This window comes from Rubrivivax gelatinosus, assembly GCF_004340905.1.
Taxonomy (GTDB): Bacteria; Pseudomonadota; Gammaproteobacteria; order Burkholderiales; family Burkholderiaceae_C; genus Rubrivivax; species Rubrivivax gelatinosus.
This window is the reverse complement of sequence record NZ_SLXD01000014.1, coordinates 124,315-144,624: the sequence shown is the minus strand read 5'-3', so window position 1 is coordinate 144,624 and position 20,310 is coordinate 124,315. Positions and strand designations below refer to the sequence as shown.

The following is a 20,310-nucleotide window of genomic DNA, read 5'->3' as shown; positions in this document are numbered from 1 at the left end:
GACAGCACCCGAGAGCGACACCCCCCCGGCGCTGATGGAGCGCCTGCTCTACGAAGTCAAGCGTGTCGTCGTCGGCCAGGACCGTTTCCTCGAGCGCGTGCTCGTCGCCCTGCTCGCGCAGGGCCACCTGCTCGTCGAGGGCGTGCCGGGCCTGGCCAAGACGCTGACCGTGAAGACGCTGGCGCGCGCGGTGCGCGGCAGCTTCAAGCGCATCCAGTTCACGCCCGACCTGGTGCCCTCGGACCTCGTCGGCACGCGCATCTACAACCAGAAGACCGGCGAGTTCACGACCGCGCTCGGCCCGGTGTTCGCCAACCTGGTGCTGGCCGACGAGATCAACCGCGCGCCGGCCAAGGTGCAGAGCGCGCTGCTGGAGGTGATGCAGGAGCGGCAGGTGACGATCGCCGGCGAGACCCACCGCGTGCCCGAGCCCTTCGTCGTGATGGCGACGCAGAACCCGATCGAGACCGAAGGCACCTATCCGCTGCCCGAGGCCCAGGTCGACCGCTTCATGATGAAGGTGCTGGTCGACTACCCGAGCGAGGAAGAGGAGTTCGTCATCGCCCAGCGTGTCACCGGCCCGGCCGTCGAGATCGACGCGGTGGCCGACACCTTCGCGCTGGCCGCGCTGCAGCGTCAGTGCCGCGAGGTCTACGTCGACCCGGCGCTGATCCAGTACGCGGTGAAGCTCGTGTCGGCGACGCGCACGCCGGCACGCCACGACCTCGCCGACCTCGGCCGGCTGCTGACCTACGGCGCCAGCCCGCGCGCGACGATCGGCATGATCGAAGGCGCCCGTGCGCTGGCGCTGCTGGCAGGCCGCCGCTACGCGCTGCCCGAGGACGTCGCCGGCATGGTGGCCGACGTGATGCGTCACCGCCTGGTGCTGAGCTACGAGGCGCTGGCCGAAGGCGTGACGGCCGACGCCATCGTGCAGCGCGTGATGAAGAAGATCACGCCGCCGGACAAACCCCTGGCGGCGGGCCGTTTCGACGGGAACGCCGGTGCCTGAGTCGGCCGAGCACCTGCTGCGCCGGCTGGAGTGGACGGTGCTGCGCCGCCTCGACGGCGTGCTGCAGGGCGACTGGCGAACGCTGCTGCGCGGCGCTGGCGTCGACCTCGCCGACCTGCGTGAATACCAGCTCTTCGACGACGTGCGCCACATCGACTGGAACGTCACCGCGCGGCTGCAGCAGCCTTACGTGCGCCAGTTCGTCGAGGACCGCGACCTGACGGCCTGGTTCCTGCTGGACCTGTCTCCCAGCGTCGACTTCGGCTCCGGCGCGTGCACCAAGCGCGAGGTCTCGCAGGCTTTTGTCGGCGCGCTGGCGCGCGTCTTCACGCGCCACGGCAACCGCGTCGGCGCGGTGCTCTACGGCCGCAAGGTCGAACACGTGCTGCCGCCGTCGGCCACGCGGCGCCACGTGCTGGAGCTGCTGCGCCGCATGCAGGCACCCGACAAACCGGTGCCCGGCAATTCGCCGACGACGCTGGCCGAGCTGCTGGACACCGCGGGCGGCATCCTGCGCCGGCGCTCGATGGTCTTCGTCGTCTCCGACTTCATCAGCACGCCCGGCTGGGGGCCGGCGCTGGGCCGGCTGGCGCGCCGCCACGAGGTCGTCGCGGTGCGCGTGCTCGATCCGGCCGAGATGGCGCTGCCCGACGTCGGCCTGGTCACCGTCGAGGACGCCGAAACCGGCGAGCAGCTGCTCGTCGACGCCGCCGACCCGGACTTCCGCGCCCGCCACGACGCACTGGCCGCCGAGCAGGAAGAAGCCCTGCTCGCGGCGCTGTTCGAGTCCGGCGCCGACGTGCTGGAACTGGCCACCGACGAGGACCTGCTCGACGCGCTGCTGCGTTTTGCCGACCTGCGCCGCCAGCGCGCGCGGCTGAAGGCCTCACCGCGGCTGCCGGCGCACCTGCGCCAGCGAGCCGAACCGTTGGAGGCCGGGGGATGAGCTTTTTGTGGCCGCAGATGCTGCCGGCGCTGGCCCTCCTGCCGGTGCTGGTGCTGCTGTACCTGTGGATCCTGCGCCGGCGCCGGCGCGCGACGGTGCGCCTGGCCAGCGTCGCGATCGTCAAGCAGGCGCTCGGCAAAGGCCCGGGCTGGCGCCGCCATGTGCCGCCGGCGCTGATGGCGCTGGCGCTGGCCGCGCTGCTGCTGGCGCTGGCACGGCCCACCGCGACGCTGACGCTGCCGATGGCCGAGCGCACGATCATCCTGGCGATGGACGTCTCGGGCAGCATGCGCGCCGAGGACGTCAAGCCCAACCGGCTGGTCGCAGCGCAGGAGGCGGCGCGGGCCTTCGTCGAGTCGCTGCCGCGCGAGGTGCGCGTCGGCGTGGTGTCCTTTGCCGGCACCGCCGCCGTCGTGCAGGCGCCGACGACCAGCCGCGACGACGTCTTCGCCGCGATCGACCGCTTCCAGCTCCAGCGCGGCACCGCGATCGGCAGCGGCATCGTGCTGTCGCTGGCGACGATCTTCCCCGACGCCGGCATCGACATCCAGCAGATCACCGGCCAGCGCACGATGCCGCGCATGCTCGGCGACCCGGAGAAGAAGGCCGAGTTCACGCCGGTGCCGGTGGGCTCCTACGGCTCGGCGGCGATGATCCTGCTGACCGACGGCCAGCGCACCACCGGCCCCGACCCCGTGGACGCCGCGAAGATGGCCGCAGACCGCGGCATCCGCGTCTACACCGTGGGCATCGGCACGACGCAGGGCGAGATCATCGGCTTCGAGGGCTGGTCGATGCGCGTGCGCCTGGACGAGGACACGCTGCGGCAGATCGCGCAGATGACGATGGGCGAGTACTTCTACGCCGGCACCGCCGAGGACCTGAAGAAGGTCTACCAGCGCCTGGGCTCGCGCATGGTCGTCGAGCGCAAGGAGACCGAGATCACGGCGCTGTTCGCAGGGCTGGGCGCGCTGCTGGCGCTGGCGGCGTCGGCGCTGTCGCTGTGGTGGTTCGGGCGCGTCGCCTGACGCGCCCGGCCCGGTTCAGGCAGGCGTCGGCTCGGAGCGTTTTTTTGCCCGCTTGGCGGTGGCGCGCCGCGGCTTGGCCGGCAGCTGAAGGCCCAGCGGATCCTGCGTGGCCAGCACCGCGCCGCGTGCGGCGCGCTGGCGCGGCGCGGCGTTGGCGGCCTCCTGCTCGCGCTCGACACGGCGCGCGATCGAGCGCGCGGGCAGCGGCAGCACCACCGCGCCGCGCACCGTGCGCACCCCGCCGGCGGCACGCCAGTTCTCGCCCAGGAACAGCGCCCGCTCGGCGCAGCGCCGCCGCGTCAGCCCCGGCAGCGGCTTGAGCACGCCGTCCACACGCGCCTTGTCCCAGACCAGGAACTGGTCGGCAGCGCCGGCGGCGTCGCCGGCATTGAGCTTCTTCAGCAGCGTGGACTTCATCAGGCTGCCGGCGCCGAGGTTGAAGACGAAGCTGACGAGGGCGCCGAACTGCGCGTCCGACAGCGGCAGCGTCACCAGGCGCTGCACGTCGCGGCAGGCATCGAGCAGGTCGGCGCGCAGCAGCGTCTCGGCCTGCTCGCGCGTGATGCCGCCCGGGTAGGCGGCGCGCGCCTGGTCCGCCGCCGCCGGCCCGCGCAGCCAGCGGCCGGCGTGGTCGGCGATCGCATGGCCCCAGCCGATGGTCCAGATGCCGACCGGGTCGAGATAGGCGTCGACCTTGACCGTGCGGGGGTCGCCGTCGGGGATGCCTTCGAAACTCTTGACCAGTTCCAGCCCCTCGTCGGGCATGTCGCGCAGCGTTGCCGGCATCGTCGCCTCCTTCCGAAGAAGGAAGTCATTGTTCGCGGCGCACCACGGGGCGCAATCCCCTGCAGCGTCAGCGTTCCAGGCGCCAGAGTTCGCCGTCCTGGCCGTCGGTCAGCAGGTAGAGCCAGCCGTCGGGGCCCTGGCGCAGGTCACGGATGCGCTGGCCCATCGGCAGGCGCTGCTCGTCGACGACGCGCCGCCCGTCCAGCGTCAGCCGCACCAGGGCTTCGCCGCGCAGCGCGCCCAGCACCAGGCTGCCGCGCCAGCCGGGGTAACGATCGGAGGTCACGAAGGCCATGCCGCTGGGCGCGATCGACGGCACCCAGACCTTCAGCGGCGGCTCGAAACCGGGCTTCGGGCCTTCCTCGCCGATGCGCGTGCCGAGACCGTAGTTGCGGCCGTAGGTCAGCAGCGGCCAGCCGTAGTTGCGCCCGCCCTCGACGACGTTGACCTCGTCGCCGCCCTGGGGCCCGTGTTCGCTGGCCCAGAGCTCGCCGGTCGCCGGGTGCAGCGCCGCGCCCTGCACGTTGCGGTGGCCCAGGCTCCAGAGCTCGGGCGCCCAGCCGGCGCGGCGCGGGTTGTCGGCCGGCGCCCGACCCTCGCGGTCCAGCCGCACGAACTTGCCGAGGTGGTTGCCCGGCTGCTGGGCGTCGTCGCGGCGCGAGAAGCGGTCGCCCAGGCCGACGACGAGCGTGCCGTCGCGCAGGAAGACGATGCGCGAGCCGCAGTGGGCGCGGCTGTCCACCGCCGGCTGCTGGACGAAGATCGTGCGCACCTCGGTGAGGCGTTCGCCAGCGAGCTTGCCGCGTGCCAGCGCGGTGGCGTTACCGCCGTCCGCGGGTGCGGCATAGGTCCAGAACACCAGCCCGTTGCGCTCGAACTCCGGGTCGACGGCGACGTCGAGCAGCCCGCACTGTCCGCGCACGTCGACCGCCGGCAGCCCGGCCAGCGCAGCCGACAGCGTGCCGTCGCTGCGCAACACACGCAGCCGGCCGACCTTCTCGGTGACCAGCGCCCGGCCGTCGGGCAGGAAGGCCAGCGCCCAAGGGTTGTCCAGCCCGCGCGCGACGACCACCGGGCGCAGCGCCTCGGCGGCGGACACGGGCAGGACGAAGGCGGCGAGAACGGCGCACAGGGCGAGCTTCTTCATCCGCCGGATGCTGCCGCGGGAGGCGGCAACCCTGGGCCGGAGGGGCCTCTCAGGCCGCTGCCTCGACCACCATCTGCACGCGCTGCTGGCCGTTCCACTCGTCCAGCGACAGGCGGTAGGCCAGGCGCAGCCGATCGGGCAGCGGCTCGGCGTGGCCGAACCAGATCGCGTCGCGCAGCGTGCTGCCGTGGCGCAGGCGGAGTTTGGTGTGCTTCTCGCCGACCAGGCGCTGCTGCACCACCTGCACCTCGTCGCAGAACACCGGCGCCTCGAAACCCTGGCCCCAGACCTGGGCCTCGAGCAGCGCCACCGTCTTCGTGTCGAACCACTGCGGCTCCAGCGGGCCGTCGACGGCCAGCCGGCGCTCCAGCGTCGCCGCGTCCAGCCATTCGCCGGCGACGGTGCGCAACGCCAGCTCGAAGGTCTCGAAACCGCCGGCGGCCAGCGTGCAGCCGGCGGCCATCGCGTGGCCCCCGAAACGCAGCAGCAGCCCCGGGTGGCGCTTGGCGACGAGGTCCAGCGCGTCGCGCAGGTGGAAACCCGGGATCGAGCGCCCCGAGCCCTTCAGCGCGCCGTCGGCGCCGCAGGCGAAGGCGAAGGTCGGGCGGTGCAGCCGGTCCTTGAGCCGGCCGGCGACGATGCCGACCACGCCTTCGTGGAAGCCGGGGTCGAAGAGCGCGACGGCCGGCGGCGTGTCGGCGCTGCCGTAGCGCTCGACGGTGGCTTCGGCGGCCTCGCGCATGCCGGCTTCGACCTCGCGGCGCTCGCGGTTGATGGCGTCGAGCTGCGCCGCCAGCTCGGCGGCGCGCATGGGGTCGTCGGTCAGCAGGCACTCGATGCCCAGCGTCATGTCGGCCAGACGCCCGGCGGCGTTGATGCGCGGCCCGAGCGCGAAGCCGAAGTCGAAGGCCGCCGCGCGTTCCGGCGCCCGGCGCGCGACGGCGAACAGCGCCGCCACGCCCGGCTGCATGCGCCCGGCGCGCACCCGCGCCAGGCCCAGGCCGACGAGGCGGCGGTTGTTGGCGTCCAGGCGCACGACGTCGGCGACCGTGCCCAGCGCCACCAGGTCCAGCAGCGACTCCAGCCGCGGCTGCGAAGCGGCGTCGAAGCGCCCGCGCGCACGCAGCTCGGCGCGCGCGGCCAGCAGCACGTAGAAGACGACGCCGACGCCGGCCAGCGCCTTGCTGTCGAAGCCGCAGCCGGGCTGGTTCGGGTTGACGATGACGTCGGCCGCCGGCAGCACGATGCCCGAGGCGTCCATCGCCGGCAGGTGGTGGTCGGTGACCAGCACCGCCAGGCCCAGCGAACGGGCATGCGCGACACCTTCGAGGCTGGCGATGCCGTTGTCGACGGTGACCAGCAGGTCCGGGCGCTTCTCGCGCGCGAGTTCGACGATCGCCGGCGTCAGCCCGTAGCCGTGCACCGCGCGGTCGGGCACGACGTAGTGCAGGTGTTCGCGGCGCGCGCCCAGCATCGCCAGGCCGCGCAGCGCGACGGCGCAGGCGGTGGCGCCGTCGCAGTCGTAGTCGGCGACGACGCAGATGCGGCCGCCGCCGGCGAGGGTGTCGGCCAGCAGCCGGCCGGCCTCGCCGGCGCCGCGCAGCGCGTCGGGGCGCAGCAGCCGCGAAGGATGGGTGTCGAGCTCGTCGGCGGCGCGCACGCCGCGGGCGGCCAGCAGCCGCGCCAGCAGCGGGTGCACGCCGCCCTGTTCGAGCGCGAAGGCCGCACGCGGCGGCACGTCGCGGGATTGCAGGATCACAGGGTCTCCAGAAGCTCGTGCGGCGCCGGGCGCGCCAGCCGGGCGCGCAGCGACTGCCAGGCGCCGCCGGCTTCGCAGGCCACCGACGAACGTTCGCCGCACAGCGTCAGCTTGACGGCCTGGCCGCGCGCGCGCGCCGCCAGCAGCTCGGCGACCGGGCCGGCGTCCAGCGTCTGCCAGGCGCGGCACCAGCCGGCCCAGTCCTCGTTGAGCGCCGGCGAGCACAGGCGCGCATCGACGCTCGGCACCCGCCCGCGCACCGGCTGCGCCGAGCCGCAGCCGCTGAGCCAGAAGGAGTTGACGGCGGGCAGGCCGCGCGCCTCGCGCTCCTCGTTCAGCGGGTGCGTGTACAGCAGCATCTGCACCTCGTTCTGCAGCCGGCGCACCAGGCGCACCTCGGGTTGTTCGGTCAGCCAGGGGTCGACGTGGCGGCCGATGACACGGTCGGGCGACGCGGTGCGCAGCTCGGCCAGGCTCTCGTGCGCGAGGTACCAGCGCAGCGGCGCGCCCCAGCGCAGCAGGCAGCCTTCGCTGGTGAACAGCGGCGCCACGGCCTCGAAGAAGGCCCGCGACGCGGTCTCGTCGAGCATCAGCCCGGCCGGGTCCAGGAAGCTGATCTGCTCGGTGCCCAGGTGCCAGTGCGCCGGCGTCAGCTCGCCCCAGGCGAGGTCGCCGAGGTCGGTGGCGCCGTCCTGCGCGGCATGCCAGGCGGCCCAGGGCAGCTGGCCGTCGCCGCCGGCGAAGCCGAGCGCGAGCGCCAGCGCACGTTCGTGCGGCGGGCTGAAGCTGGTCTCGACGCCGTCGTCGTGCACGCGCGCCGGCAGGCGGGCGAGCAGTTCACGCAGGCGCGGCAGCTCCAGGCTGCGCAGCGCGGCGCGTCCGGCGTCCGACAGCGGCGCCGCGAAGGGAACGATCAGGTGCACGGCGCGCATTATCCGGCGCCGCCCGAGGGGGACGGTGCCGCCGGGTTAGCATCGCCGCCCCATGAACCTGCCTTACGAGTGGCACGTCGGCTGGCGCTACACGCGCGCCGGACGGGCCGGCCGACGCAACGGCTTCATCTCGTTCATCTCCGCGATCTCGGTGCTCGGCATCACGCTCGGCGTGGCCGCGCTGATCATCGTGCTCAGCGTGATGAACGGTTTCCAGAAGGAAGTGCGCGACCGCATGCTGAGCGTGATCTCGGCCGTCGAGATCCACGACGCCGGCGGCGCCGCCCTGCCCGACTGGCAGGCCACGGCGGCGGCGGCGCGCCAGAACCCGCAGGTCGTCGGCGCGGCACCCTTCGTCGCGGCGCAGACCCTGGTCGGCCGCGGCGACGTGCTGCGCGGCGCGGTCGTGCGCGGCATCGATCCGGCGGCCGAAGCCGGCATCACCGAGCTGGCCCAGCGCCTGCGCGACCGCGAACTGGCGGCGCTGCAGCCCGGCCAGTGGAACGCCGTCATCGGCGCCGAACTCGCGCGGCTGCTGGGCGTGCGCGTCGGCGACACGATCACGATCGCCGCGCCGGGCGGCCAGTTCACGCCGGCCGGCGTGGTGCCGCGGCTCAAGCAGTTCACCGTCAGCGGCACCTTCGAGGCCGGGCACTACGAGTACGACAGCGCCCTGGTGCTGATCGCGCTGGACGACGCCGCGCGCCTGTTCCAGACCGGCGGGCCGACCGGCGTGCAGCTGAAGCTGGCCGACGTGCACCAGGCGCGCCGTGTCGGCGACGAACTCGCCCGCGCGCTGGGCCCGGCGGTCGTCGTGCGCGACTGGACGCAGACCAACCGCAACTGGTTCGACGCGGTGCAGGTCGAGAAACGCATGATGGCCATCATCCTGACGCTGATCGTCGCCGTCGCCGCCTTCAACCTCGTGTCGACGCTGGTGATGACGGTGACCGACAAACGCGCCGACATCGCCATCCTGCGCACGCTGGGCGCCAGCCCGCGCTCGATCATGGGCATCTTCATCGTCCAGGGCGCGACGGCCGGGATCATCGGCACCTTCGGCGGCATTGCGCTGGGCCTGCTGGTGGCCTTCAACATCGACGTCATCGTGCCGGCGCTGGAGCGGCTGCTGGGCGTGGCCTTCCTGCCCGGCAGCATCTACGTCATCAGCCGCATGCCCAGCGAGCCGATGATGGCCGACATCGTGCCGATCGCCGTCGTCTCGCTGCTGCTGGCCTTCGTCGCCACGCTGTACCCGAGCTGGCGCGCCAGCCGCGTGAACCCGGCCGAGGCGCTGCGTTATGAGTGAACACGATCCCGACCGCGTGCTCGAGGCCGTCGAGCTGCACAAGCGTTTCCACGAAGCTGATCTCGACGTCACGGTGCTGCGCGGCGTCAGCCTGCAGGTCAGCCGCGGCGACACGCTGGCCATCGTCGGCGCCTCGGGCTCGGGCAAGAGCACGCTGCTGCACCTGCTGGGCGGCCTGGAGCGGCCGACGTCCGGCCGCGTGACGCTGATGGGCCGCGACTTCGCCGCCATGGACGCCGCCGAACAGGGCCGCTGGCGCAACCAGCACCTGGGTTTCGTCTACCAGTTCCACCACCTGCTGCCCGAGTTCAGCGCGCTGGACAACGTGGCGATGCCGCTGCGCATCCGCCGCGAGAGCCCCGAGGCCGCACGCGACGCGGCGCAGCAGATGCTGGCCGCCGTCGGTCTGGCCGCACGCGTGGCACACCACCCGGCGCAGCTGTCCGGCGGCGAGCGCCAGCGGGTCGCGATCGCACGCGCGCTGGTCACGCGCCCGGCCTGCGTGCTCGCCGACGAGCCCACCGGCAACCTCGACCGCGGCACCGCCGGCGCCGTCTTCGACCTGATGATGGGCCTGTCACGCGAGCAGGGCACGGCCTTCGTCGTCGTCACCCACGACGAGTCGCTGGCGGCGCGCTGCGCTCGCACGATGACCCTGGCACGGTGAACACGCGCCCGGCTTCCTAGAATCCCGGGCGGTGCACCTGATCAACGCCGACCTCCACTCGCATTCCGACGTCTCCGACGGCACGCTGAGCCCCGAAGCCCTGGCCGAACGCGCCCACGCACGAGGCGTCGAGCTCTGGGCGCTGACCGACCACGACGAACTGGGCGGCGTCGCCCGCGCCCGCGAGGCGGCGCTGGACCTGGGCCTGGACTTCCTCGCCGGCTGCGAGATCTCGGTGACCTTTGCCGGCGAGTCGGTGCACGTCGTCGGCCTGGGCGTCGACCCGGCCGACGAGGCGCTGGTCGCCGGGCTGCAGGCGATCCGTTCGGGGCGCCGCGAGCGCGCCGAACGCATGGGCCAGGCGCTGGCGGCAGCCGGCATCCCCGGCGCCTTCGAGGGCGCGCTGCGCTACGTCGGCAACCCCGACCTGATCTCGCGCACCCACTTCGCACGCTGGCTGGTCGAGGCCGGTTACTTCGCCGAGACGCACGAGGTCTTCCGCCACTACCTCGCCGCCGGCAAACCCGGCCACGTGCCGCACCACTGGGCCGGGCTGGGCGACGCGGTGCGCTGGATCACCGGCGCCGGCGGCGTGGCCGTCATCGCCCACCCGGCACGCTACCGCTTCTCGCCGACGGCCGAGTACGCGCTGTTCAGCGAGTTCGTCGCCCACGGCGGGCGCGCCGTCGAGGTCGTCACCGGCAGCCACACCGTGGCCGAACAGCTGCAATACGCCGACACCGCGCTCGAGTTCGGCCTGCTCGCCTCACGCGGCAGCGACTTCCACTCGCCCGACGAAAGCCGCGTCGACCTCGGCGCCCTGCCCGACCTGCCCGGACGGCTGACGCCGGTCTGGCCGGCGCTGGCCGGGCGCATCCAGCGCGCATGAGACCTCCCGGGGCTCGTTCCCGCCTGGCGGGACCGGCCGGCAGGCCGAAGGCTGCCCAATGACCCGGCGCCGCCCCGGGCTGGGCATCGCGCTGGTGCTGGCGATGGCCGCGTGCTTCGCGGCCCTGGACAACAGCGTGCGCTGGCTGGGCGCGGCACTGCCGGTGCTGGTGATCCTGAGCGTGCGCTACGCCTTCCAGGCGCTGGCGATGACGGCCTGGCTGGCCGTCGACCCGAAACACGGTTTCCGCAGCGCGCACCCGCGTTTCCAGGCGCTGCGCGGCGCGCTGCTGCTGGCCACCAGCGGCTTCAGCTTCTTCGGCGTGCAGCACATGCCGGTGCCCGAGTTCACGGCGATCAACATGCTGACGCCGGTGCTGGTGACGCTGATGGCCGGCTGGTTCCTCGGCGAGCGCGTCTCGCGGCTGCGATGGCTGCTGGTGGTCGGCGCCTTTGCCGGCGCCCTGATCGTCATCCGCCCCGGCAGCGGCGTCTTCGGCTGGGCCGTGCTGTTCCCGCTCGGCGGCGCGCTGACCTATGCCTCGTTCCAGGTGCTGACGAGCCGCATGGCGGCGCTGGAGAACCCCTACACCACGCATTTCTGGACCGGGTTCACCGGCACCGTGATCCTGCTGCCCGTCCTGCTCGCCGGCCCGGTGGACGCCGTCGGCGCGCTGAACGCGGCCACGCCGGCGCAGTGGGGCTGGATGGCGCTGATCGGGCTGCTGGGCACCGGCGGCCACCTGATGCTGATCCTGGCGATGGGCATGGCGCCGACCTCGACGCTGATGCCTTTCGTCTACACGCAGATCGGCGCGGCGGCCTTGTTCGGCTGGCTGCTGTTTCGCCACCTGCCAGACGGCTGGGCCTGGGTCGGCATGGCCGTCATCGCCGCCTGCGGCGCCGGGAGCGCCTGGCTCAACCTGAAGGGCACGGCCCCGAAGCCGTCCTCGGCGGTGGGTGCCGACACGATCGCCGATTGACGGGCTTCGTCGCGGCGGGCACGGCGTTCGTCGCGTGCGCCGTGGAGGGCGGTCGCTGGCGCTACGCTCCCGGACCATGACGACGACCGTGCCGACGCTGGACCAGCCGCTGCCCGCCGAACTGACCGGCCTGCACCACGGCTGGTTCACGCGCTACCGCCGCTGGCCGGTGTTCAGCCCGAACTGGGTGCGCCAGCGCTGGCTGCACGTCGGCGTGGTGCTGCTGCTGTCGCTGTCGCCGATGTTCATCGGCGTCTTCTCGACCGACAACCCGGCCAACCGTCCCTGGCTGGGGCTGACCGAACTGGTGCTGGTGATGCTCACCGCCGCCACGGCCGGTCCGCTGCTGGGGCTGTGGGTGCGCCGCCGCGGCTGGGACGAGCGCCGCGAGTGGTGGGGCCTGGTCGCGGCGATCGCTTCGGTCGTCGCCGTGCTGCTGCTGTTCCAGGCCCACGCCGCCGAGCCGCTGAAGCAGTACATCGCCGAGCGCACCGGCGACGTCGACGAACACGGCAAGCGCCGGCGCATCGTGATGATGATCGGCATGACGATCCGCGCGCCGGACGACCCGGTGGCCGAGCAGCAGGAGCAGGAGGAGCAGCAGGACCCGGTCCGGACGACGCTGGACTACGTGCTGCGCGGCAGCATCGTCTTCCTGCTCGCCGGCGGCCTGGGGCTGCGCGGCTGGCGCCGCGAGCGCGAGGGCCTGGCCGCGCTGGCGCGCGAGCGTGCGCTGGCCGAGGCCCAGGCGCAGCGGCGCGAGGCCGAGCTGCGGCTGTCGGTGCTGGCGGCGCAGGTCGAACCGCATTTCCTGTTCAACACGCTGGCCGGCGTGCGCAGCGCGATCGCCACCGACCCGGCGCGTGCCACCGAGATGATCGAGCGCCTGGTCGAGTACCTGCGCGCGGCCATCCCGCGCCTGCGCAGCGACGGCTCGGCGCAGGCCACCGTCGGCGGCCAGTTCGACATCGTGCGCGCCTATCTCGGCCTGATGGCCGCGCGCATGCCGCGGCTGAGCTGGTCGGTGCAGGCCGACGAGGCGCTGCTGCGCCGGCGTTTCCCGCCGCTGATGCTGATCTCGCTGGCCGAGAACGCGATCAAACACGGCGTCGAACCCAAGATCGGCCCGGTTCGCGTGGACGTGCGCGCCGAGCGCAGCGACGACGGCCGGCTGGCGCTGGTGGTCGAGGATGACGGCGCGGGCTTCGGCGCCTCGGCGGCCGGCACCGGGCTGGGGCTGGCCAACATCCGCGAGCGCCTCGCTCAGCTGTACGGCGAGCGCGCCGCGCTCTCGCTCAAGGCGCGCCCCGGCGGCGGCGTCTCGGCGACGATCAAGGTTCCGCTGGAAGACGCCTGAAGGACCTGCCCATGACCACACCCACCGCCTTGCTCGCCGACGACGAGGACCTGCCGCGCGCCGAGCTGCGCCGCATGCTCGCCGCCGCCTGGCCCGAGCTGCAGATCCTCGCCGAATGCGAACACGGCCCGGCCGCGGTCGAGGCGATCGAGAAGCTGAACCCCGACATCGCCTTCCTGGACATCCGCATGCCGGGCCTGAGCGGGCTGGACGTGGCACGCGCAGCCAGCGGGCGCTGCCACACGGTGTTCACCACCGCCTACGACAGCCATGCGATCGAGGCCTTCGACGCCGGCGCCGTGGACTACCTGCTCAAGCCGATCGTCGCCGAACGCCTGGCACAGACGGTGGCACGGCTGCGCGAGCGCCTGGCCGCACGCGCCCAGGCGCCCGAACTGGACCACCTGCTGCAGCGCCTGGGCACGCAGTTCGCGCAGCGCGACCCGGCAACGCGGCTGCGCTGGATCAGCGCCAGCGTCGGCGACACGATCAAGATGTTCGGCATCGACGAGGTGCTGTTCTTCCAGAGCGACGAAAAGTACACGCGCGTCGTCACGTCGAACGACGAAGCGCACGTGCGCAAACCGCTCAAGGAGATCGCCGAAGGGCTGGACGGCGAGCTCTTCTGGCAGGTCCACCGCGGCTGCATCGTGCGCGCCAGCGCCATCGCACGTGCGCACCGCGACGAGCTGGGCCGCATCACGCTGCATCTGCGTGATCACGCCGAACGTCTGGCGGTCAGCCAGGCCTACGCCTGGCGCTTCAAGCCGATGTGAACGGCAGTCGCGCGGGCGCCGCAGCGTCGCCGCCGCGGCACTCCAAACCGATGTGACGGCGTCATACTGACGGCCCGACCGATCAGAACTCGCCAGCTGTCCGAATGCCGCGCCGTGAATCGACGCCCCCGTCCGCGCCCACGGCAGCGGATCTTGCCCCCGTCGACTGGTTCGAAGCCCTTCCCGCCGCGACGCTGGCGCTGGACGCCGACGGCCGCCTGCGACGGCTGAACGCCGCGGCCCGCACGCTGCTGGGCAGCGAGGGCGCCGCCCCCGGCACGCCGGCCGCCGAAGTGCTCGGCCTGGACGCCGACGCCGCGTCCCGCCTGGCACAGGGCTGGGACGAGCGCCAGAGCTTCGAGCTGCGCCGTGACGTGCCGGACGGCGCACGCTGGATCGCCGTCACGCCGGCCCGCCTGGCCGACGGCAGCCGGCTGCTGTCGCTGGTCTGGCGCGACGCCGAACGCGCCGTCGAAGCCGAGCGCGACGAGCTGCGCGCGCTGCAGGACGTGGCCGTGTCGGTCGGGCGCCTGGGCCGCTGGGAGCGCGACCTGAAGACCGGCCGCGGCTTCTGGGACCGGCGCGTGTTCGCGATGCGCGGCCTGGACGGCGAAGGCGAGGCGCCGCCGATGGAGGAGGCCGAACGCGCCATCGTCGCCGCCGACCACGAGGGCTTCGTCGGCTCGATCCGCCAGACGCTGCAGCGCCCCGGGCACCACCGCTACCGCTACCACGCGCGCACCCCGGCGGGCCAGCTGCGCTCGCTGCTGTGCGAGTGCGTCGTGCTGCCCGACGAGCAGGGTCGCGCCTCGCGCGCCGTCGGCTTTCTCGTCGACGACACGCTGGCCTGGTCGCTGGCCCATTCGCACGACTCGACGATGTCGCAGATCGCGATGGCCGCCGACATGACCGGCATCGCGCTGTGGCGCCACGACCTGTGCGACGACCGCGTGCACTACAACCCGCGCGCCGCCCAGGTGCTGGGCCTGCCGCTGGAGCCCCGCGGCCTGCCCGCCGCCCAGCTGCGCGAGCTCGTGCACCCGCAGGACCTGCCGCGCCTGGACGCGCAGCGCCAGGCCGTGCTGGCCAGCGACGAACCGGTGGACACCGAGCTGCGCTACCGCCGTCCCGACGGCGAGGTCTGGCGCAGCATGCTCGTGCGCCGAGCCGTCGAGCGTGACGGCCAGGGCCGGCCGGTGGCCTTCATCGGCGTGGCGATGGACGTCACCGAACGCGTCGACGAGTCGCGCCGCGTCGCCGAACTGGGCAGGCGCTTCGAGCTCGCCACGCGCGCCGCCGGCATCGGCTACTGGAGCGTCGAGCCGCCACAGGTCACCTGGAACGAGCAGCTGCGGGCCATCCACGGTCTGGGGCCGCAGGATCCGGCGCCGAGCTGGGCCGAGTGGCTGCAGCGTTTCGTGCACCCCGGCGACCGCGAACGCATCGACCGCCGCTTCGAGCAGTGGCGCCGCAGCGGACAACGCCAGAGCGACGTGCTGGTGCGCATCGTGCGCACCGACGGCGAGGTGCGCGAGCTGAGCGTGCGCGCCGGCTTCGACGGCCCGGCCGGCGACACGATGTTCGGCATCGTGCTCGACCTCACCGACCGCCGCCGCGCCGAGACCGCGCTGCACCAGGCCAGCGAACGCGCGATGCTCGCCGCCCGCGGCGCCGGCGTCGGCACCTGGGAGCTCGACGTGCGCGACGGCAGCGCGATCTGGGACGAGCAGATGTGGCGCCTGCGGGGCCTGCCGCCACGCGCCACGCCGCCCACCATCGACGAGCGCCTGGGGTACGTGCACCCTGCCGACCGCGACACGATGCAGCTGCACCTGCTCGAGCCGCTGCACCCGGACTCGGAGCCCGACCTCGAGTTCCGCGTCGTCTGGCCCGACGGCACGGTGCGCTGGATCGCCGAGCGCTCCACGGTGCTGCCCGGCCCCGACGGCCAGCCCCGGCGGCGCATCGGCGTCGAGTGGGACATCACCGACCGCCGCGCCGCCGACGCCGCACGCCAGGAGCGTGCGATCGCGCTGCGCGAAAGCCAGGCCAAGTCGCGTTTCCTATCGCGCATGAGCCACGAGCTGCGCACGCCGCTGAACGCGGTGCTGGGCTTCACCGAGCTGCTGCTCGCCGACTGCGGCCCCGATGCGGCGGAGACGACACGCCGGCGACACCTGCAGGCGGTGCGCGGCGCGGGCCAGCAGCTGCTGGCGCTGGTGGACGACGTGCTCGACCTCGCCAGCCTGGAGGGCGGCGAGATGCGCGTGGCCGCCGAACGCGTGGCGCTGCGCGCGCTCGTGGAGCAGACGCTGGAACTGGTCGAGCCGCTGCGCGCCGGGCGCGGCGTGGCCGTGGTCGCCGGGCCGATCGAGGGCGTCGCGCTCGCCGACACGGTGCGGCTGCGCCAGGTGCTGCAGAACCTGCTGACCAACGCCATCAAGTACAACCGCGACGGCGGCAGCGTCGAGCTGCAGGCGCGGCGCCGCGACGGCAAGGTGCTGCTGAGCGTGGCCGACACCGGGCGCGGCATGAGCAGGCAGCAGCTGTGCCACCTTTTCGAGCCCTTCAATCGCCTGGGGCTCGAGCGCGAGGGCATCCCGGGCACCGGCATCGGGCTGGTGATCGTGAAGTCGCTGGTCGAACGCATGGGCGGCTCCGTGGCGGTGCGCAGCACGCCCGGCGTGGGCACGGTGGTAGAGCTGTCGCTGCCCGACGGCGCGGCGTCGCCCGCGCCGGCCCCGGCCGAACCGCGCCCGCCGCGCCAGCTGCCGGCGGTGACGCCGGGGGTGCCGTCGGCCGTCGTGCTCTACGTCGAGGACAACCCGGTGAACGCGCTGATCATCTCGGAGCTGGTGGCGCGCCGGCCGGACCTGCGTCTGGTCGTCGCCGAGGACGGCGTCAGCGGGGTACGCTTCGCGGCCGAGCTGCGCCCGGCGCTGATCCTGCTGGACATGCAGCTGCCCGACATCGACGGCCACGAGGTGCTGCGCCGGCTGCGCGCGCAGCCGGCGACGGTGGCGACGCCGGTGGTGGCGCTGTCGGCCAACGCGATGCCCGAGGAGATCGAGCGCGCGCTGGCCGCGGGCATGGTCGACTACTGGACCAAGCCGCTGGACTTCCGCGCCTTCATGGAGGCGCTGAGCGCGATGTTCGGGCCGCCCCCGGCCTGAACGCCGGGAGCGGCCGCCGGCTTCAGGCCGGTTCGGCGGCGAGCAGGCCGCGCTTCTCGAGCAGCGGCCGCACCGTCGGCGCCCGGCCGCGGAACGCGGCGTAGGCCGCGCCCGGCTCCAGGCTGTTGCCCGCCGAGTAGACGTAGCGCTTGAGCGCCTCGGCGACCTTCGGGTCGAACGGGCTGCCGGCCTCGACGAAGGCGTCGTAGCCGTCGGCGTCGAGCACCTCGGCCCAGAGGTAGACGTAGTAGCCGGCGGCGTAGCCCGAACTCGAGAACAGGTGCTGGAAGTGCACCAGGCGGTGGTTCATGCCCACCGCGGCCGGCAGCCCCTGCGCGGCCATCAGCCCGGCCTCGAAGGCGCACAGGTCGGCCGGCGGCTCGGCGTCGTGCAGCGCGTGCACCGCCATGTCGACGATCGCGCTGGCGCAGTAGCGCACGGTCTCGTAGCCCTGGTTGAAGCGGCGTGCGGCCTGCAGCCGGCGCACCAGGTCCTCGGGGATCGGCGCGCCGGTGTCGACGTGGCGCGCGTGGCGCGCCAGCACCTCGGGCACGGTGGCCCAGTGCTCGAAGAGCTGCGAAGGCAGCTCGACGAAGTCGCGCAGCACCTGCGTGCCCGACAGGCGCGAGTAGCGCACGCTGGACAGCAGGCCGTGCAGGCCGTGGCCGAACTCGTGGAACAGCGTGCGCACGTCGTCCATCGACAGCAGCGTCGGCCGGCCGGGCTCGCCCTTGGCGAAGTTGTTGTTGTTCAGGATCACCGCCAGCTCGGCGCCGCCGTCGGGCGCGTTGCGGCTTTGCCAGCGCAGCGGGCTCATCCAGGCGCCGCTGCGTTTGCTCGGGCGCGCGAAGTTGTCCTGCAGGAACACGCCGATCGCCGTGCCCGCGGCGTCGCGCACCTCGTAGGCGTGCACGTCGGGGTGGTAGACCGGCAGGTCGGCGCGGCGCACGAACTGCAGGCCAAAGAGCCGGCCGGCGCAGTCGAAGGCCGCGGCGACCACGTTCTCCAGCGCGAAGTACGGCTTGACCTCGGCGTCGTCGACCGCGTAGCGCTGCTGGCGCACCTTCTCCGCCCAGTAACGCCAGTCCCAGGCCTCGATCGTGCCCGGCACGCCGGCGGCGGCCTTGACCTCCTCCAGCGCGGCACGCTCGCGCGCCACCGCGTCCAGCGCACGCGGCCAGACCTCGTCGAGCAGTTGCTGCACCGCCTGCTGGCGGCCGGCCATCGTGTCGGCCAGCGCGTAGTCGGCGTAGCAGGCCTGGCCGTGCAGCGAGGCCTGCTCGCGGCGCAGGCGCAGGATGTCGCGCGCGACCTCGCGGTTGTCGTGCTCGCCGGCGTGCTCGCCGCGCGAGACCCAGGCGCGCCAGGCGGCTTCGCGCAGGTCGCGGCGCTCGGAGTAGGTCAGGAAGGGCACGACCAGCGAACGCGACAGCGTCACGACGTGGCCGTCCAGCCCGCGGTCGGCCGCGGCCTGGCGCGCGGCGGCGCGCACGAAGCCGGGCAGGCCGGCGAGGTCGGCCTCGGTCTTCAGCTCCAGGCGGAACGAGGCCTCGTCGTGCAGCACGTTCTGCGCAAAACGTGTCGTCAGCGCGGCGAGCTCCTCCATCACCTCGGCGTAGCGCTTCTGCGCCGCGCCCTGCAGGCGCGCGCCGGCGCGCACGAAGTCCAGGTGGATGCGCTCGAGCAGGCGCAGCTGCTCGGGCTCCAGGCCCAGCGCGGCGCGGCGCGCGTGCAACGCGTCCAGGCGCGCGAACAGCGCCGCGTCCATGTAGACGGCGTTGTCGTGCGCGGCCAGCGGGCCGGCCATCTCGCGCTGCACGGCCTGCAGATCGGCCGAGGTGTGCGAGGCCGTCAGGTTGTAGAAGACGGCGTCGATGCGCGCGAGCTGCCGGCCGCTGCGGTCGAAGGCCGCCACGGTGTTCTCGAAGCTCGGCGCCTCGGTGCAGGCGCCGATCGCGGCGAGCTCGTCGCGGTGGGCCTGCATCGCCGCTTCGAACGCGGGGCGGAAGTGCGCCGGATCCAGGGCGTCGAAAGGCGGCAGGCCGAAGGGCGCGGTCCAGTCCTGCAGCAGCGGGTTGCCCGCCACGGAGGTCGACACCGCGGCGCTCACTTGGCGCCCTTCTTCAGCAGGATCTCGTCGTCTTCGCGGTAGCGGCGGTTGGCGCACTCGCCGGCCCACAGGTCGCGCTCGGCGGCCAGCTTCTCGCTGCGCTTGAAGATCTCGTCGTTGCGCTGGTTCCAGTCCTTCACGCGGCCGTCCAGCGCCGTGGCTCGATCGTTGTAGCTGTTGACGGCGGCCTCGTTGCCGCTGGCGATCTTCTCGCGCTCGGCGTCCAGCGCGGCCTGCGTCTTCTCCATGTCGACACGCTCGCGCTCGAGGCGGCGGCGCTCGCGGTCGCCGGACGGGCCGCTGCGGTCCTCGGCCTCCTTGCGCTGCGCGTTCCAGGCCTCGACGCGGGCGTTCAGATCCTTGTAGCGCTGGTTCAGGCTGACGGCGGCGGCCTTGGTCTCGTCGATCTTGACGCGGTCGGCCTTGATCTGCTCCTGCTCGACCTTGATCGCCTCGCGCTCGGCGTCCAGCGCCTGGCGGTCGGTGTCGAGCACGGTGCGCGCCTTGGCGATGGCGTCCTGGCGATCGAGGCACTCGCGCAGTTCCTTGCGCGTCAGCACCGGGCCGCCGGCACCGCCGCTGCCGCCCAGCGTCAGCGTGCGGCCTTCGGCCTTGTTCTGGGCGATGGCACCCGGGGCGACGGCCAGCGTGCCGCCGCAGACGATCAGCAGGGCCGCGGCAATGCGCGGCGCAAGGTTGCGGTTCATGAACGATCCTCGTGAATGGGGTGGCCGGCGACCGCCGGCCGAACCCGGGATGATGCCACCCGCGACGAGCCCCGTCGCCGGCCCGGGACAGCCCGGCGCCTCGGCCGTCGCCGCTGTGGCACAGTGCGCGGCGCGGCGACGTTGCCGCCTCCCCCGGGCCTTCATGGCGCTCAAATCGACGATCTACAAGGCTGCCGTCGCGGTGGCCGACATGGACCGGCCGCTGTACGCGGACCATTCCCTGACCCTCGCCCTGCACCCCTCGGAGACCGAGGAGCGCCTGATGGTGCGCCTGCTGGCCTTCGCGCTGCAGGCCGGCGCCGGCGACGCCGCCGACAACCTGCAGTTCACGCGCGGCCTGTCCGACGCCGACGAGCCCGCGCTCTGGCAGCGCGACCTCGACGGCCGCCTGCGCCACTGGATCGAGATCGGCCAGACCGATGATCGCCGGCTCACCAAGGCCTGCGGCCGCGCCGACCTGGTGACGCTCTACGCCTACGGCCAGTCGGTGCCGGTGTGGTGGAGCGGCCTGCAGGGCAAGATCACGCGGCTGCGCAACCTGCGGGTGTGGCAGTTGCCGGCGGCGCAGACGCAGGAGCTGGCCCGGCTCGCCGCGCGCTCGATGCAGCTGCAGGTGACGGTGCAGGACGGTCACGTCTGGGTCGGCGACGCCGGCACCAGCGTCGAGATCGCCCCCGTCAGACTCTGGCCCGCCGACTGAAAGACCCGC

Annotated in this window: 17 protein-coding genes; 11 read left to right on the top strand and 6 right to left on the bottom strand. The window is 73.4% G+C overall.

The window, feature by feature from the left end; translation table 11 throughout:
- The first annotated feature begins 34 nt into the window (after positions 1-34).
- The 3 genes from EV684_RS20160 to EV684_RS20150 are packed head-to-tail and all read left to right on the top strand — an operon-like array spanning position 35 to position 2,986.
- On the top strand, positions 35-1,012 hold the full coding sequence (locus tag EV684_RS20160; protein ID WP_132649182.1) for an AAA family ATPase: 978 nt from the start codon (positions 35-37) through the stop codon (positions 1,010-1,012).
- Positions 1,005-1,958 (top strand): DUF58 domain-containing protein, encoded by a 954-nt coding sequence (locus EV684_RS20155; protein ID WP_132649142.1) that lies wholly within the window; start codon positions 1,005-1,007, stop codon positions 1,956-1,958. The genes EV684_RS20160 and EV684_RS20155 overlap by 8 nt, the downstream gene beginning before the upstream one ends.
- Positions 1,955-2,986 (top strand): VWA domain-containing protein, encoded by a 1,032-nt coding sequence (locus tag EV684_RS20150; protein WP_132649141.1) that lies wholly within the window; start codon positions 1,955-1,957, stop codon positions 2,984-2,986. The genes EV684_RS20155 and EV684_RS20150 overlap by 4 nt, the downstream gene beginning before the upstream one ends.
- A 15-nt stretch (positions 2,987-3,001) precedes the next feature.
- Here EV684_RS20150 and EV684_RS20145 read toward each other — a convergent pair whose 3' ends face one another.
- The 4 genes from EV684_RS20145 to EV684_RS20130 form a co-directional block, all read right to left on the bottom strand.
- The gene (locus EV684_RS20145) at positions 3,002-3,772 is read right to left on the bottom strand and encodes a lysozyme (RefSeq protein ID WP_132649140.1); all 771 of its coding nucleotides are present in this window, start codon (positions 3,770-3,772) and stop codon (positions 3,002-3,004) included.
- A 67-nt stretch (positions 3,773-3,839) separates the two neighbouring features.
- Positions 3,840-4,919, bottom strand: a complete 1,080-nt coding sequence (locus EV684_RS20140; RefSeq protein ID WP_132649139.1) for a PQQ-dependent sugar dehydrogenase — start codon at positions 4,917-4,919, stop codon at positions 3,840-3,842.
- Positions 4,920-4,968: 49 nt separating this feature from the next.
- A complete protein-coding gene (gene recJ, locus EV684_RS20135; protein ID WP_132649138.1) occupies positions 4,969-6,678 on the bottom strand; it encodes a single-stranded-DNA-specific exonuclease RecJ in 1,710 nt (569 codons plus the stop codon).
- Positions 6,675-7,610 (bottom strand): hypothetical protein, encoded by a 936-nt coding sequence (locus EV684_RS20130; RefSeq protein ID WP_132649137.1) that lies wholly within the window; start codon positions 7,608-7,610, stop codon positions 6,675-6,677. Before EV684_RS20130 ends, recJ begins: the two co-directional genes overlap by 4 nt.
- Positions 7,611-7,662: 52 nt before the next feature.
- On the opposite strand from EV684_RS20130, the gene EV684_RS20125 reads away from it, so the two are divergent.
- The 7 genes from EV684_RS20125 to EV684_RS20095 all read left to right on the top strand — a co-directional run bounded on the left by EV684_RS20125 (position 7,663) and on the right by EV684_RS20095 (position 16,763).
- Positions 7,663-8,919: a lipoprotein-releasing ABC transporter permease subunit gene (locus tag EV684_RS20125; RefSeq protein WP_132649136.1), complete on the top strand. Its 1,257-nt coding sequence runs from the start codon at positions 7,663-7,665 to the stop codon at positions 8,917-8,919.
- Positions 8,912-9,586, top strand: coding sequence for an ABC transporter ATP-binding protein (locus EV684_RS20120; protein WP_132649135.1), 675 nt, complete (start codon positions 8,912-8,914; stop codon positions 9,584-9,586). The genes EV684_RS20125 and EV684_RS20120 overlap by 8 nt, the downstream gene beginning before the upstream one ends.
- 31 nt (positions 9,587-9,617) lie before the next feature.
- Complete coding sequence (locus tag EV684_RS20115; protein ID WP_132649134.1) at positions 9,618-10,475, top strand: 3',5'-nucleoside bisphosphate phosphatase; 858 nt, start codon at positions 9,618-9,620, stop codon at positions 10,473-10,475.
- A 58-nt stretch (positions 10,476-10,533) separates the two neighbouring features.
- The gene (locus EV684_RS20110; protein ID WP_132649133.1) at positions 10,534-11,457 is read left to right on the top strand and encodes a DMT family transporter; all 924 of its coding nucleotides are present in this window, start codon (positions 10,534-10,536) and stop codon (positions 11,455-11,457) included.
- Between the two features lie 76 nt (positions 11,458-11,533).
- Complete coding sequence (locus EV684_RS20105) at positions 11,534-12,814, top strand: sensor histidine kinase (RefSeq protein ID WP_132649132.1); 1,281 nt, start codon at positions 11,534-11,536, stop codon at positions 12,812-12,814.
- Positions 12,815-12,825: 11 nt separating this feature from the next.
- Positions 12,826-13,590 carry a LytR/AlgR family response regulator transcription factor gene (locus EV684_RS20100; RefSeq protein WP_132649131.1) on the top strand — a complete coding sequence of 255 codons (765 nt, stop codon included), beginning with the start codon at positions 12,826-12,828 and terminating at the stop codon, positions 13,588-13,590.
- A 104-nt stretch (positions 13,591-13,694) separates the two neighbouring features.
- The gene (locus tag EV684_RS20095; protein ID WP_132649130.1) at positions 13,695-16,763 is read left to right on the top strand and encodes a PAS domain-containing hybrid sensor histidine kinase/response regulator; all 3,069 of its coding nucleotides are present in this window, start codon (positions 13,695-13,697) and stop codon (positions 16,761-16,763) included.
- 22 nt (positions 16,764-16,785) lie between these two features.
- Here the strand turns inward: EV684_RS20095 and EV684_RS20090 are convergent, their stop codons facing one another.
- Both EV684_RS20090 and EV684_RS20085 read right to left on the bottom strand, forming a co-directional pair.
- Entirely contained in the window at positions 16,786-18,861 is a 2,076-nt protein-coding gene (locus EV684_RS20090) for a M3 family metallopeptidase (RefSeq protein ID WP_243651230.1), read from the bottom strand.
- 8 nt (positions 18,862-18,869) lie between these two features.
- The gene (locus EV684_RS20085) at positions 18,870-19,580 is read right to left on the bottom strand and encodes a hypothetical protein (protein ID WP_132649128.1); all 711 of its coding nucleotides are present in this window, start codon (positions 19,578-19,580) and stop codon (positions 18,870-18,872) included.
- A 163-nt stretch (positions 19,581-19,743) separates the two neighbouring features.
- Between EV684_RS20085 and EV684_RS20080 the strand changes: the two genes are divergently transcribed.
- Complete coding sequence (locus EV684_RS20080) at positions 19,744-20,301, top strand: YaeQ family protein (protein ID WP_132649127.1); 558 nt, start codon at positions 19,744-19,746, stop codon at positions 20,299-20,301.
- The last annotated feature ends 9 nt before the right edge of the window (positions 20,302-20,310 follow it).

What these genes read in the sequence shown, in the direction of transcription:
- EV684_RS20160 (WP_132649182.1), top strand. Translation starts at nt 35, where the DNA reads ATGGAGCGCCTGCTCTACGAAGTCAAGCGTGTCGTCGTCGGCCAGGAC.
- EV684_RS20150 (WP_132649141.1), top strand. Translation starts at nt 1,955, where the DNA reads ATGAGCTTTTTGTGGCCGCAGATGCTGCCGGCGCTGGCCCTCCTGCCG.
- EV684_RS20145 (WP_132649140.1), bottom strand. Translation starts at nt 3,772, where the DNA reads ATGCCGGCAACGCTGCGCGACATGCCCGACGAGGGGCTGGAACTGGTC.
- EV684_RS20140 (WP_132649139.1), bottom strand. Translation starts at nt 4,919, where the DNA reads ATGAAGAAGCTCGCCCTGTGCGCCGTTCTCGCCGCCTTCGTCCTGCCC.
- EV684_RS20130 (WP_132649137.1), bottom strand. Translation starts at nt 7,610, where the DNA reads ATGCGCGCCGTGCACCTGATCGTTCCCTTCGCGGCGCCGCTGTCGGAC.
- EV684_RS20125 (WP_132649136.1), top strand. Translation starts at nt 7,663, where the DNA reads ATGAACCTGCCTTACGAGTGGCACGTCGGCTGGCGCTACACGCGCGCC.
- EV684_RS20120 (WP_132649135.1), top strand. Translation starts at nt 8,912, where the DNA reads ATGAGTGAACACGATCCCGACCGCGTGCTCGAGGCCGTCGAGCTGCAC.
- EV684_RS20110 (WP_132649133.1), top strand. Translation starts at nt 10,534, where the DNA reads ATGACCCGGCGCCGCCCCGGGCTGGGCATCGCGCTGGTGCTGGCGATG.
- EV684_RS20105 (WP_132649132.1), top strand. Translation starts at nt 11,534, where the DNA reads ATGACGACGACCGTGCCGACGCTGGACCAGCCGCTGCCCGCCGAACTG.
- EV684_RS20100 (WP_132649131.1), top strand. Translation starts at nt 12,826, where the DNA reads ATGACCACACCCACCGCCTTGCTCGCCGACGACGAGGACCTGCCGCGC.
- EV684_RS20095 (WP_132649130.1), top strand. Translation starts at nt 13,695, where the DNA reads ATGCCGCGCCGTGAATCGACGCCCCCGTCCGCGCCCACGGCAGCGGAT.
- EV684_RS20085 (WP_132649128.1), bottom strand. Translation starts at nt 19,580, where the DNA reads ATGAACCGCAACCTTGCGCCGCGCATTGCCGCGGCCCTGCTGATCGTC.
- EV684_RS20080 (WP_132649127.1), top strand. Translation starts at nt 19,744, where the DNA reads ATGGCGCTCAAATCGACGATCTACAAGGCTGCCGTCGCGGTGGCCGAC.